Here is a 12,706-nt window from a genome sequence, read left to right as displayed (position 1 = left end):
ATCAAAAGGTTTCATGACCTCTGCTTGGGATGACGAATTCCTTTCGGGTACAGCAGTTCGACCACATGGTCGGCGATCGCCAGGCTTGCCGTCAGGCCGGGGCTCTCTATGCCGAACAGGTTGACGATGCGCCCAGCGCCATGGTCGGCCGGGCCCTGCACCATGAAATCGGCGGCAGGCTGGCCGGGACCCGAAAGTTTCGGCCTGACCCCGGCATAGGCCGGCTGCAGGGTGCCGTCCGCGAGGCCCGGCCAGTAGCGCCGGATCGCTTCGTAGAAGACGGCGCTTCGGCTGGGATCGACGGTGTAATCCACATGGTCGACCCACTCGACATCGGGCCCAAAGCGCGCACTGCCGCCGAGGTCGAGCGTCAGATGGACGCCAAGCCCACCGTCGACCGGAACAGGATAGATCAGCCGCGAAAAGGGCGACCGGCCTGGCAGGAAGAAGTAGTTTCCGCGCGCCAGCCACTGCCGGGGGATGAGCCCTTGTGGGAAGCCGTCGATCCGGCCGGCCACGGCCTGCGCATCGAGGCCCGCGGCATTGATGAAGGCGCCGGCTTCCAGGGCGAAGGTCTCGCCATTGGCATCGCGCGTGTCGATCCGGATTCCGTCAGTCTCGATCGCCGCTCCGGCAAACGAGGTCAGCAAGGCGAAGGACGCGCCGGCGGCCTCGGCGTCGCCGCGCAGCGACAGCATCAGCGCATGGCTGTCGACAATGCCGGTCGATGGCGACAACAGCGCGCCGGCACATGTCAGTGCCGGCTCCAGGCTTTCGGCCTCGCTTTGTGTCAAGAACTGCAGGTCGTCGACCCCACAGCGCCGTGCATTGGCCTCGATCTTCCGCAACCCCTCCGTCTGGCCGGGCTCGCCGGCGACGATCAGCTTGCCGGTGTGCGCATGGGCGATGTTGTGCTCGGCGCAGTAGGCGTAGAGGCGCTGCCGCCCCTCGACGCAAAGCCGGGCCTTCAGGCTCCCGGGCGCATAATAGAGCCCGGCGTGGATGACCTCCGAATTGCGCGAACTGGTGACGGTGCCGATCGCATCGGCCTGCTCGACCACCACCACCTCGCGGCCCGAGACGGCAAGCGCCCTGGCGACAGCAAGCCCGACGACGCCGGCTCCCGCGACGACACAATCGATTGTCTGCATGGCCTCGCTCTCAGTGCGGAGCGACAGCCCCGAACATTTTGGCGCCGCCGATCCAGACGCTTCCTATGCCAAGATCGTCCGACAGCGCAACGATGTCTGCCGCCGTGCCATTGGCAAAGCGGCCGAGCCGGTGCGACTGGCCGATCGCTTGCGCCGGATAGAGCGAGGCCATGCGCAAGGCTTCGGACAGATCGATGCCAACGACATTGTGCATGAAGCGCACGGCCGAGATCATATCGAGATCGGCGCCCGCCAGCGTGCCGTCGGCAAGCCTGAGGCTGCCATCCCGGCGGTAGATGGTGCGGCCGTTCAGCGTGAACGAGGTCATGTCGGTGCCGATCGTCGCCATCGCGTCTGAAACCAGCACGATCCTGCCCGGCCCCTGTTTGGCGTCGAGCGCGATCCTGATGCTGGCCGGATGGACATGGATGCCGTCGGCGATCAGCCCAGCGGACAATGTGCCGATGTCGATGGCCGCTCCGACGAGGCCAGGTTCGCGGTTGCCGATCTGGCTCATCGCGTTGAACAGATGGGTGACCACGCCGGCACCAGCCTCGGCGAAGGCCTTGGCCGTGGCGTAGCCTGTGTCGGAATGGCCGAGGCTGACGATGATGCCGGCCTTGGCCAATGCCGTTACGCGCGCCGGATCGACGGACTCCGGCGCGATCGTGGTGAGCAGCACCGGCAGCTTCTGCCGCGCCGCGATCAGCATCGCCTGGTCTTGATCCGTCATCGGTCGGATCAGCGCCGGATCATGCGCGCCCTTGCGCGCGATCGACAGATGCGGGCCCTCGAGATGCAGGCCGAGGAAGCCCGGCACCTTCTGCAGCGCGGCGGTTTCACCGGCGGCGATGGCGGCCGCGGTGATGGCGGGCGTGTCGGTGATCAGCGTCGCCAGCAGCGCCGTCGTGCCGAACGGCGCATGCGCCCGGCATATGGTTTCGATCGAGGCGACATCGGGGTGATCGTTGAGCATGACGCCGCCGCCGCCATTGACCTGGATGTCGACGAAGCCCGGCGCCAGCATGCCGCCGCCGGTGTCGACGGTGCGGATATCCGAGCCGATGGCGCCGGAGGGCAAGATAGCCTCGACCAGGCCGTCGCGCACGACGAGTGCCGCGCCTTCATGCCAGTCGTCGCCGTCGAAAATGCGGGCGCCAGTCAGGGCAAAACGGTCGCTCATACCGTCTCCGTCACCTTGCGAAGGTTGCGCGGCGTGTCCGGATCGAGGCCGCGGTGGCGCGCGAAGGCCTCGACGAACACATAGAACGAGACGATCAGCGTCAGCGGGTCGGTCAGCGGGTGGCCGGTGGCGACATGCGGCAGGCGCGTCGCGCGGGTGGCAAGCGCCGAGGTGACGAACACCGGTGCGCCCTTGGCCGCCAGGCCGTCGGCCGCTTCCGCGATGGACGGTTCCGACGCATCGCGCGCGGCCAGCGCCAGCACGGGAAAGTCGGGGCCGATCAGCGCCAGCGGGCCATGCATGACTTCGGCCGCGCTATAGGCCTCGGCATGCATGCCGCAGGTTTCCTTGAACTTCAGCGCCGCCTCGTTGGCCATCGCTGCCGACGGCCCACGGCCGAGAATGAACAGCGATTTCTGCTTCTCGATGGTTTCGGAGAGCACGCTCATCCAGTCGCAGGCTATCGCCTTGCCGAAATGCTCGGGCAAGCGGGCGAGTGCCGCTAGAAGCGCTTCGTCGCCAGTGGAGTGCGCCATCAGTGCGAGACCGGCGACGGCGGAATTGACGAAGGTCTTGGTCGCCGCGACGCTGCGCTCGGGTCCGGCAAGGATGTCGATCGCATAGTCCGAGGCGCGCGCCAGCGGCGAATCGGCGGTGTTGGTCACGGCAATGGTCAGCGCGCCGCCGGCGCGTGCGGTTTCGGCCATGGCGACGATGTCCGGGCTCTTGCCCGATTGCGAGATCGCCAGGCAGGCCGAGCCGCCAAGCCGCAGCTTGCGGCCATAGATCGAAGCGATGGAGGGGCCGACCGAGGCGACGGCAAGGCCGGCGGTCAGTTCGACGGCGTATTTCATGAAGGTCGCCGCATGGTCGGACGAACCGCGCGCCACGGTGACGACGAATTGCGGGTCGCGCTCGCGAATGCCGCGCCCGGCTTCCGCCAGCACGGCGCCGGAGCCATCGAGCAGGCGGGCGACGGCCTGCGGGATCTCCTCGATCTCGCGCTGCATATGGGTGGTGTTGGAGATCATGGTCGGCCCTCTTCGCTCGGCCCTGTCAGCCGCAGTTCGGCGACGAAGTCATAGGCATCGCCCCGGTAGATGGAGCGGGTGAATTCGATCACCTTGCCGCTCGCCAGATAGGAAATACGCTCGATGTGCAGGCCGGCAATGCCCGGCGGCACTTCGAGCAGGCGCGCATCGCTGTCGCCGAGATTGGCGGCGGAAATGCGCTGCACCGCCCGCACCGGCCGGTTGCCGGTCAATTCGAGCGCGGCATAGAGCGAGGAGCCGATGCCTGCCGGGTCGGGCAGCACGCTGGCCGACAGCGAGGCGCGTTCGATTGCCAGCGGCGTGTCGTTGGCGATGCGCAGGCGCGCCACGCGTGCCACCAGTTCGCTCGACGACAGGCCAAGCACCATCATCTCGTCGGGCGAGGGCGCGTAGAGGCCGCGGTCGAGCCAGGCCGAGCGCACCGCCATACCGCGCCGCGCCATGTCTTCGGTAAACGAGGTCAGCCGCGACAGCGACTGCTCGACGCGTTCCATGCGCGGCGCCACGAAGGTGCCGGAGCCATGGCGCTGGACAAGAATGCCGCCCTTGACCAGGTCCTGCACCGCCTTGCGCACGGTGACGCGCGAAATGTCGGCCTTGGTGGCGATGTCGCGCTCGGAAGGCAGCGCGTCGCCCGGGCCGATCAGGCCGCGATTGACCGCATCCTCGATGCTCTTGCGCAGTTGCAGATAGAGCGGCGCGCCGCTCTGCGCGGATTGCTTCAGCGTGGCGAAGATCTGGTCGGCGGCATCGCTCATCGCGCCGCCTCCACGGGCTTGGCGAAAAGCCGCGCCGCCATCTGCACCGCGCCGCCCAACGCGTCATCGAGCGGCGGCTTGAGCAGCGCCTTGTAGCGCGCCGACAGCCGCGGCGCATAAAGCGGCGCCAGCCCGCCGAGCAGGCAAAGCGGCGCATCGTCCGAAAGGCCGAGCGCACCGAGCGAGGCTTCGACATCGCCGACCGCCTTGTCGACGATCCAGTTGGCGACGGCATCGCCCTTTTGCGCATGCTCGAACACTTTCGGCGCGAAGCCGCCGAAATCGCCGGGTTTGGCATTGGTGGTAAATTCCACCACATCCTCGGGATTGTTGCGGAAGATGGCCATCATCGCGTCGGTCAGCGGCGAAGCCGCGCGCACGCCGTCATGGGCAAGCAGTGTCTGTTCGAGCAGGTCGCGGCCGATGCGGGCGCCGCTGCCCTGGTCGCCGACCTGGAACCCCCAGCCGCCGATCGCGCGCGACTTGCCATCCTTACGCGCCATATAGGCGGTGCCGGTGCCGAGGATGGCCATGGCGCCGTCACCAGAACCGACCGCGCCTTCGAGCGCGATCTCGGCGTCGGTCTCGACGCGGCTGATGCTGAACGGCAGGATCGCTTCGAGCTGCTGCCGATAGGTGCCGACATTGGCGCCGGCAAGGCCGAGAATGGCTGGTGTTTGCGGGATCAGCTCGGGATCCTGCCCGGCGGCGATGAAGGCCTGCCGCGCGGCGTCGACAATGTTCGAGCGCGCTCCGGTGAGGTCGGTGCGGATGTTGGCGGCGCCGCTTTTGGCACGGCCAATGACCGTACCTTCAACTGTTGCCAGGGCGGCCCTGCAGCTGGTGCCGCCGCCATCGATACCGAGCACGAATTTCACGCGATTTCTCCTCCGGGCGGATAATACCAATAAAATACCAATAGCCAAGGGTTAATTTCCGTTTCAAAAAGATTAAGCCGTATTTTATTGAAAAATCTGCACATTTCGCCGGCTCAGCGATTTCCTGCCCGCGAATTCGTTAATGCGTGTGGACAAGTGGTATTTTTTTGGTATTGTTCTGGTATTGGAGGAACACGGATGGCTGAAACGCGCACCGAAGCGCTTCACAGGAATGCCGAGGGGCTGGATATCCAGGCTCCGGAGGCCATCCTTGTTTCGCTGGCCGACGCGCAGATCGAAGCCGCCAAGGCCGTCCGCAACGCCATTCCCGCCATCGCCAAAGCCGCCGGGATCATCGCCGGGCGACTGAGCGGCGGCGGCAAGCTTGCCTATGCCGCCGCCGGCAGTTCCGGCCTTATGGCTCTGGCCGATGCCTTGGAACTTCCCGGCACCTTCGGCATTCAGCGCGACCGCATCGCCATCCTGATCGCCGGCGGCGACGAAGCTTTCAAGACGCTGGCCGGAGGACCCGAGGATGATACGGAGGAGGCCGCGGCCGCCGTCGCCAACGCGGGCATCGGCGCCGGCGATTGCCTGATCGCCCTTTCCGCCAGCGGCACCACACCCTATGCGGTGCGCGCCATCGAGGAAGCCGCCCGCCGGGGCGCTGCCACCATCGGCATCGCCAACAATCGGGACTCGGCGCTGCTGCGCCAGGCCGAAACCGCCATCCTGCTCGAAACGCCGCCGGAAGTGATCGCCGGCTCGACACGCATGGGCGCCGGCACCGCCCAGAAGATCGCGCTCAACATGCTGTCGACGCTGACCGCCGTCCATCTCGGCCATGTCCATGACGGCTACATGGTCAATCTCATGGCCGACAACATCAAGCTGCGCGACCGCGCCGCGCGCATCGTCGCCGCCATCAGCGGGCGCAGCACGGATGATGCCGCCCGTCTGCTCGAAAAGAGCGGCGGCGCGGTCAAGACCGCCATTCTGCTCGCCGCCGGCGCCGACAGCGCCGATGCGGCGCAGAAGATACTGGAAGAGGCTGGCCACAAGCTGCGGCCGGCCCTTTCCGCGCTGAGGCATGATCCCGGAAAAGATCATGCTCGAACAAAGAAATAGAGCCTGTTTCATCCCGATTTCCATCGGGGTGAAGCGGGCTTTCGAGGGGAGCAAGGGGTCAAAAGCCTCTGTTCTCATCAAAACCGAACCTGAAAAAGGTCAACAGGGAGACTGAGCATGACAACGAAACTACTGACGGCACTGCTTCTGGGCACCAGCATTCTCGGCTCGGCCGGGGTTGCTTACGCCGAGGACGTAACGCTCAACATCGAAAGCTGGCGCGGCGACGACCTGTCTATCTGGAAGGACAAGCTGATCCCGGCCTTCGAAGCCAAGAACCCCGGCATCAAGGTGGTGTTCGCACCCTCGGCGCCGACCGAATATGACGCGGCCCTCGGCGCCAAGCTCGCCGCCGGCTCGGCGGGCGACCTGATCACCTGCCGCCCGTTCGACAAGTCGCTTGAACTCTACAAGAAGGGCAACCTCGCCGATCTCTCGGCCCTGCCCGGCATGGAAAACTTCTCAGCCGTGGCCAAGTCCGCCTGGCAGACCGACGACGGCAAGGCGAGCTTCTGCGTGCCGATGGCGTCGGTCATCCACGGCTTCATCTACAACAAGGACGCCTTCGACAAGCTCGGCATCAAGGTGCCGACGACCCGTGACGAGTTCTTCGCCGCGCTCGACAAGATCAAGGCCGACGGCACCTACATCCCGATGGCGATGGGCACCAAGGATCTCTGGGAAGCCGCGACCATGGGCTACCAGAACATCGGCCCCAACTACTGGAAGGGCGAGGACGGCCGTGCAGCGCTGATCAAGGGCGAGCAGAAGCTGACCGACAAGGACTGGGTCGCTCCCTATGAGGAACTGGCCAAGTGGAAGCCGTATCTCGGCGACGGCTTCGAAGCCCAGACCTACCCGGACAGCCAGAACCTGTTCACGCTTGGCCGCGCCGCCATCTACCCGGCCGGCTCGTGGGAAATCGGCCTGTTCAACACCCAGGCCCAGTTCAAGATGGGCGCCTTCCCGCCGCCGGTCGAGAAGGCCGGCGACACCTGCTACATCTCGGACCATACCGATATCGGCATGGGCCTGAACGCAGCCTCCAAGCACGCGGATGCGGCCAAGACCTTCCTGTCCTGGGTGGCCTCGCCGGATTTCGCCACCATCTACGCCAACGCGCTGCCGGGCTTCTTCAGCCTGAACTCCGCTCCGGTGAAGATGGCGGACCCGCTCGCACAGGAATTCGTCTCCTGGCGCGGCAAGTGCAAGTCGACGATCCGCTCGACCTACCAGATCCTGTCGCGCGGCACGCCGAACCTCGAAAACGAGACCTGGGTTGAATCGGCCAACGTCATCAACGGCACCGACACCCCGGAAGCCGCGGCCAAGAAGCTGCAGACTGGTCTCGACAGCTGGTACAAGCCGGCGAAGTAAGAGCTCAGGCAACGGAGCCGGCTGGGCGCATGCCTGGCCGGTTCCGGATACTCTGGTTTTCGGAAGTGCGTCCGTCCAGATAGCGATTGTCGGCACCGCCTCGCGGCCTTACCCTTGTTCGTCTTGGGGAAGGCTAGCTGATCAGTCGCAGGCCTTTGTTCTTGCCGTACCGGGCAAGGATGTCTGGGCCGTGCATCGAGGCATCATCTAGCATTGACACCCTTTGGAACCGAGAGACGGCGGGGACCGAACTCATGGCCGCAGATATCCGACCGAAAAGACCGTTTCGCTGGCACATCGGCATCTTCCTGGCGCCGGCCGTGCTCGTCTACACGGCGATCATGATCCTGCCGCTCGCCGGCACGCTGCAGCTGTCGCTGTTCCGCAACATCGAGCAGCACCAGATCTTTGTCGGTCTGGACAATTTCCGCACCTTGTTCGGCGATCCCAACTGGTCGGTGAATTTCTGGAATGCGCTGCGCAACAACGTCTGGTTCTTCATCATCCACATGCTGGTGCAGAACCCGATCGGCGTCATGCTGGCCGCCCTGCTGTCCAGCCCGAGGTTGAGATTTGCCGCCTTCTACCGCACGGCTATCTTCGTGCCGACCATCCTGTCCTTCGTCATTGTCGGCTTCGCCTGGAAGCTGATCCTGTCGCCGCTGTGGGGCGTGGCGCCGCATATGATGGACCTGGTCGGCCTGAAAAGCTTCTTCACGCCCTGGCTCGGCAAGGAAGAATATGCGCTGACCGCGCTCAGCCTGATCTCGGTGTGGCAGTTCGTCGGCATCCCGATGATGCTGATCTATGCCGCCCTGCTGTCGATCCCCGAAGAGGTGATCGAGGCGGCCGAATGCGACGGCATTACCGGCCTGTCGCAGTTCTGGAAGATCAAGCTGCCGCTGATCCTGCCGTCGATCGGCATCATCTCGATCCTCACTTTCGTCGGCAATTTCAACGCCTTTGACCTGATCTATACCGCGCAAGGCGCGCTCGCCGGACCGAACTATTCGACCGACATTCTCGGCACCTTCCTCTACCGTGCCTTCTTCGGCTTCCAGCTGCAGGTCGGCGATCCCAACATGGGTGCGGCGATCGCCACGATGATGTTCCTGATCATCCTCGGCGGCGTCTGCGTCTACCTCTTCCTCGTCCAGACGCGCCTGCGTCGCTACCAGTTCTGAGGGGCAAGAGATGAGCACCGCCACCCGTTCGCTGCCCCGCACCATCGGCGCCCACGCGATCCTGTTGACCTACACGGCGATCGCGCTGTTTCCGGTGATCCTGGTCATCATGAATTCGTTCAAGTCGCGCGCCGGCATCTTCGGCGCGCCGCTGACGCCACCGACGCCGAAGACATTCGACCTGATCGGCTACACCACCGTCATCGGCCAGGGCGATTTCATCCACTATTTCCAGAACAGCCTCGTCGTCACCGTCGCCTCGCTGTTCTTCGTGCTGTTGTTCGGCGCCATGGCGGCGTTTGCGCTGTCGGAATACCGCTTTCGCGGCAACACGCTGATGGGGCTTTACCTGGCGCTCGGCATCATGATCCCGATCCGGCTCGGCACTGTCGCCATCCTGCAATTGATGGTGGCGAGCGGGCTGGTCAACACGCTGACGGCGCTGATCCTGGTCTACACAGCGCAAGGCCTGCCGCTCGCCGTCTTCATCCTGTCGGAATTCATGAAGCAGGTGTCCGAGGATCTGAAGAATGCCGGCCGCATCGACGGCCTGTCGGAATACACCATCTTCTTCCGCCTGGTGCTGCCGCTGGTGCGGCCATCGATGGCGACGGTCGCCGTCTTCACCATGATCCCGATCTGGAACGATCTCTGGTTCCCGCTGATCCTGGCGCCGTCGGAAGAGACCAAGACGGTGACGCTCGGCGCGCAGCTCTTCCTCGGCCAGTTCGTCACCAACTGGAACGCCATCCTGGCGGCACTGTCGCTGGCGATCATGCCGGTGCTGATCCTCTACGTCATCTTCTCGCGGCAGCTGATCCGCGGCATTACTTCCGGAGCCGTCAAGTGAGTTCGCAGACCCCCCTTCGCGTCGTCGTCGCCGGGCTCGGCAATATGGGCCGCAGCCATGCGCTGGCCTACCACACCAATCCGGGCTTCGAGATCGCTGCCCTCATCAACCGCTCCGACGTGCCGCTGCCGGACGGGCTGTCGGGCTATGGCATCAAGCGCTCCTTCGACGAGGCGCTGCGCGACGAAAAACCCGATGTCGCCTGCATCGCCACCTATTCCGACAGCCATGCCGACTATGCGGTCAGGGCGTTCGAAGCCGGCTGCCACGTCTTTGTCGAAAAGCCGCTGGCAACGACGGTCGCGGACGCCAAGCGCGTCGTTGCAGCGGCCAAGGCCAATGGCAAGAAGCTGGTGATCGGTTATATCCTGCGCCACCACCCGTCCTGGATCAGGCTCATCGCCGAGGCGCGCAAGCTCGGCGGCCCCTACGTGTTCCGCATGAACCTCAACCAGCAATCCTCGGGCCATACCTGGGAGACGCACAAGCAATTGATGCAGACGACCTCCCCGATCGTCGACTGCGGCGTCCACTATCTCGACGTCATGCTGCAGATCACCGACGCCAGGCCGGTCGAAGTGCGTGGCATGGGCGTGCGGCTGAGCCGGGAGGTGGCGCCAACGATGTACAATTACGGCCACCTGCAGGTTCTGTTCGATGACGGTTCGGTCGGCTGGTACGAAGCCGGCTGGGGTCCGATGATTTCGGAGACGGCCTTCTTCGTAAAGGACGTCATGTCGCCGAATGGCTGCGTGTCGATCGTCATGAAAGAAGGCGTGAGGTCTGATGATATCGACACCCACACCAAGACCTCGACCATCCGCCTGCACAGTGCGGCGACCGGCCCGGACGGCAAGTTCGCTAGGCAGGACGAATTGCTGTCGATGGCAGGCGAACCCGGTCACCAGGACCTCTGCGACCTCGAACAGGCCTTCGTGCTGAAGGCGATCCGCGAGGATCTGGACCTCACCAAACACATGGACGATGCGGTCAAATCGCTCGCCGTCTGCCTCGCCGCCGACGAGAGCGTGCGCAGCGGCGCAGCCGTCAAACTCTAGAGCTAGGAACAAATATTGTGGGCTCGCTGAAGATCGAGAATGTGAAGAAGGCCTTCGGGCCGGTCGAGGTGCTGAAGGGCATCAACCTCGAAGTGAATGATGGCGAATTCGTCGTCTTCGTCGGCCCCTCAGGCTGCGGCAAGTCGACCTTGCTCAGGGTCATTGCCGGCCTCGAGGATTCGACCTCGGGCAGGGTGGTGATCGATGGCGAGGATGTCTCCGTCACGCCGCCGGCCAAGCGCGGCATCGCCATGGTGTTCCAGACCTATGCGCTCTACCCGCATCTGACGGTGAAGAACAATATGGGCCTTGGCCTGAAACAGGCCGGCACTCCCGCCCCAGAGATCGATCGCCGCATCGGCATCGCCTCGTCGATGCTATCGCTGGAGCCCTATCTCGAAAGGCGGCCGGCCGAACTCTCCGGCGGCCAGCGCCAGCGCGTCGCCATCGGCCGCGCCGTGGTGCGCGAGCCAAAACTGTTCCTGTTCGACGAGCCGCTGTCGAACCTTGACGCGGCACTGCGCGTCAACACGCGGCTTGAGATCGCGCAGCTGCACCGCCGGCTCAAGGCAACGATGATCTACGTCACCCACGACCAGGTCGAGGCGATGACGCTGGCCGACAAGATCGTCGTGCTCAATGCTGGCCGAATCGAGCAGATCGGGGGCCCGATGGAGCTCTACAATGCGCCGGCAAACGAGTTCGTCGCCGGCTTCATCGGCTCGCCGAAGATGAACTTCATCGACGGCGCCAGGCTCGGCGAGACGGCCAAGACCATCGGCGTGCGGCCGGAGCATCTGACGGTCGACACGAAGTCAGGCGCCTGGAAGGGCACGGTGGTACATGCTGAGCATCTCGGCGCCGACACCAATCTCTATCTCGATTGCGAAAAGGCCGGGCTGATCACGGTGCGCATCTTTGGCGTCTATGACGCTGAGCCAGGAGCAACGTTGTATGCGACGCCGGATCCGGCGAAGACCTATCGGTTTGGAATGGATGGGAAGACAATCAAGTAGTGCCCTGACCTTCTCCCCTTGTGGGAGAAGGTGGGTCGGCGCGCAGGGTCGAGACGGATGAGGGGTGTTCCAGCGGAGTGAGGCGTAAAAAGATCGAAGGATTTCAGGTGCTTGCTTCTGCTAAGCCGAGATCCTTCGCGCACCCCTCATCCGACCTCGCTTCGCGAGGCCACCTTCTCCCACAAGGGGAGAAGGTAGGAGGCTGTCGCTACACGTCAGCCCTAAACGTCTGCTTCTGCTGGCCGAGGCCCTCGATGCCCAGCTCCACCACATCGCCAGCCTTCAGGAACACCGGCGGCTTCATGCCCAGCCCGACGCCGGGCGGCGTGCCTGTGGAAATAATGTCGCCGGGGTGCAGCGACATGAACTGGCTGAGATAGGAAACCAGATATTTGACGCCGTAGACCATGGTCTTGGTCGAGCCGTTCTGCATGGTCTTGCCGTTGACGGTCAGCCACATCTTGAGGTTCTGCGGGTCGGCGACTTCGTCCTTGGTCACCAGCCATGGGCCGGTCGGACCGAACGTGTCGCAGCTCTTGCCCTTGGTCCACTGGCCCTGACGCTCGGCCTGGAAGGCGCGCTCGGAGACATCATGCGCAACGGCATAGCCGGCGACATAATCGAGTGCATCGGCTTCGCTGACATATTTTGCCGTCTTGCCGATGACCACGGCGAGCTCGACTTCCCAGTCGGTCTTTTCAGAGCCGCGCGGGATCAGCACGTCGTCATCCGGGCCGACAATGGCCGAGCTTGCCTTCATGAAGATGATCGGCTCCGGCGGCACGGTGGCGCCGGTTTCGGCGGCGTGGTCGGAATAATTGAGGCCGATGCAGATGAATTTGCCGGTGCCGGCGACACAGGGGCCGAGGCGCGGCTTGCCGGATACCGCCGGCAGTGACTTCGCATCGAGCTTGCCCAGCATCTCAAGCGAGGCCGGATGAAGCACCGTGCCGGCAATGTCGGCGACATGGGCGGAGAGATCGCGGATCGTTCCATCCGCATCGAGCAGGCCGGGACGTTCGCTCCCCACCTCGCCATAGCGCAGCAGTTTCATTGAATTCTCTCCTCAGT

12 protein-coding genes are annotated in these 12,706 nt (G+C 64.4%); 6 read left to right on the top strand and 6 right to left on the bottom strand.

Annotated features, from left to right (window positions below; translation table 11 throughout):
• Nucleotides 1-11 precede the first annotated feature (11 nt).
• Genes AC04SF_RS14315 through AC04SF_RS14295 form a run of 5 tightly spaced genes read right to left on the bottom strand, consistent with a single transcriptional unit; the run spans nt 12 to nt 5,022 of the window.
• Nucleotides 12-1,151: an NAD(P)/FAD-dependent oxidoreductase gene (locus AC04SF_RS14315; RefSeq protein ID WP_488478327.1), complete on the bottom strand. Its 1,140-nt coding sequence runs from the start codon at nt 1,149-1,151 to the stop codon at nt 12-14.
• A 10-nt stretch (nt 1,152-1,161) separates the two neighbouring features.
• Nucleotides 1,162-2,334 (bottom strand): N-acetylglucosamine-6-phosphate deacetylase, encoded by a 1,173-nt coding sequence (nagA, locus tag AC04SF_RS14310; protein WP_488478326.1) that lies wholly within the window; start codon nt 2,332-2,334, stop codon nt 1,162-1,164.
• Nucleotides 2,331-3,365, bottom strand: coding sequence for an SIS domain-containing protein (locus tag AC04SF_RS14305; RefSeq protein ID WP_488478325.1), 1,035 nt, complete (start codon nt 3,363-3,365; stop codon nt 2,331-2,333). Before AC04SF_RS14305 ends, nagA begins: the two co-directional genes overlap by 4 nt.
• Nucleotides 3,362-4,144 carry a GntR family transcriptional regulator gene (locus AC04SF_RS14300; protein ID WP_095202943.1) on the bottom strand — a complete coding sequence of 261 codons (783 nt, stop codon included), beginning with the start codon at nt 4,142-4,144 and terminating at the stop codon, nt 3,362-3,364. Before AC04SF_RS14300 ends, AC04SF_RS14305 begins: the two co-directional genes overlap by 4 nt.
• Nucleotides 4,141-5,022 (bottom strand): glucosamine kinase nucleotide-binding domain-containing protein, encoded by an 882-nt coding sequence (locus AC04SF_RS14295; RefSeq protein ID WP_488478324.1) that lies wholly within the window; start codon nt 5,020-5,022, stop codon nt 4,141-4,143. The genes AC04SF_RS14300 and AC04SF_RS14295 overlap by 4 nt, the downstream gene beginning before the upstream one ends.
• 198 nt (nt 5,023-5,220) lie before the next feature.
• On the opposite strand from AC04SF_RS14295, the gene AC04SF_RS14290 reads away from it, so the two are divergent.
• From AC04SF_RS14290 to AC04SF_RS14265, 6 genes are all read left to right on the top strand, one after another.
• Nucleotides 5,221-6,150 (top strand): N-acetylmuramic acid 6-phosphate etherase, encoded by a 930-nt coding sequence (locus tag AC04SF_RS14290; RefSeq protein WP_488478323.1) that lies wholly within the window; start codon nt 5,221-5,223, stop codon nt 6,148-6,150.
• 117 nt (nt 6,151-6,267) lie between these two features.
• Nucleotides 6,268-7,527, top strand: a complete 1,260-nt coding sequence (locus AC04SF_RS14285; protein WP_202352018.1) for an ABC transporter substrate-binding protein — start codon at nt 6,268-6,270, stop codon at nt 7,525-7,527.
• A 254-nt stretch (nt 7,528-7,781) separates the two neighbouring features.
• Complete coding sequence (locus tag AC04SF_RS14280) at nt 7,782-8,711, top strand: carbohydrate ABC transporter permease (protein WP_202356931.1); 930 nt, start codon at nt 7,782-7,784, stop codon at nt 8,709-8,711.
• A gap of 10 nt (nt 8,712-8,721) precedes the next feature.
• Nucleotides 8,722-9,561 (top strand): carbohydrate ABC transporter permease, encoded by an 840-nt coding sequence (locus tag AC04SF_RS14275; protein ID WP_488478322.1) that lies wholly within the window; start codon nt 8,722-8,724, stop codon nt 9,559-9,561.
• Nucleotides 9,558-10,619, top strand: coding sequence for a Gfo/Idh/MocA family protein (locus AC04SF_RS14270; protein WP_488478321.1), 1,062 nt, complete (start codon nt 9,558-9,560; stop codon nt 10,617-10,619). The genes AC04SF_RS14275 and AC04SF_RS14270 overlap by 4 nt, the downstream gene beginning before the upstream one ends.
• Before the next feature lie 17 nt (nt 10,620-10,636).
• Nucleotides 10,637-11,635, top strand: coding sequence for an ABC transporter ATP-binding protein (locus AC04SF_RS14265; RefSeq protein WP_488478320.1), 999 nt, complete (start codon nt 10,637-10,639; stop codon nt 11,633-11,635).
• Nucleotides 11,636-11,843: 208 nt separating this feature from the next.
• Here the strand turns inward: AC04SF_RS14265 and AC04SF_RS14260 are convergent, their stop codons facing one another.
• Nucleotides 11,844-12,689, bottom strand: coding sequence for a fumarylacetoacetate hydrolase family protein (locus tag AC04SF_RS14260; protein ID WP_488478319.1), 846 nt, complete (start codon nt 12,687-12,689; stop codon nt 11,844-11,846).
• Between the last annotated feature and the right edge of the window lie 17 nt (nt 12,690-12,706).

The sequence above is a fragment of the Mesorhizobium sp. CNPSo 4671 genome, assembly GCF_057784245.1.
The sequence above is the reverse complement of the archived record's forward strand: the minus strand, read 5'-3'. Positions and strand labels throughout refer to the sequence as shown.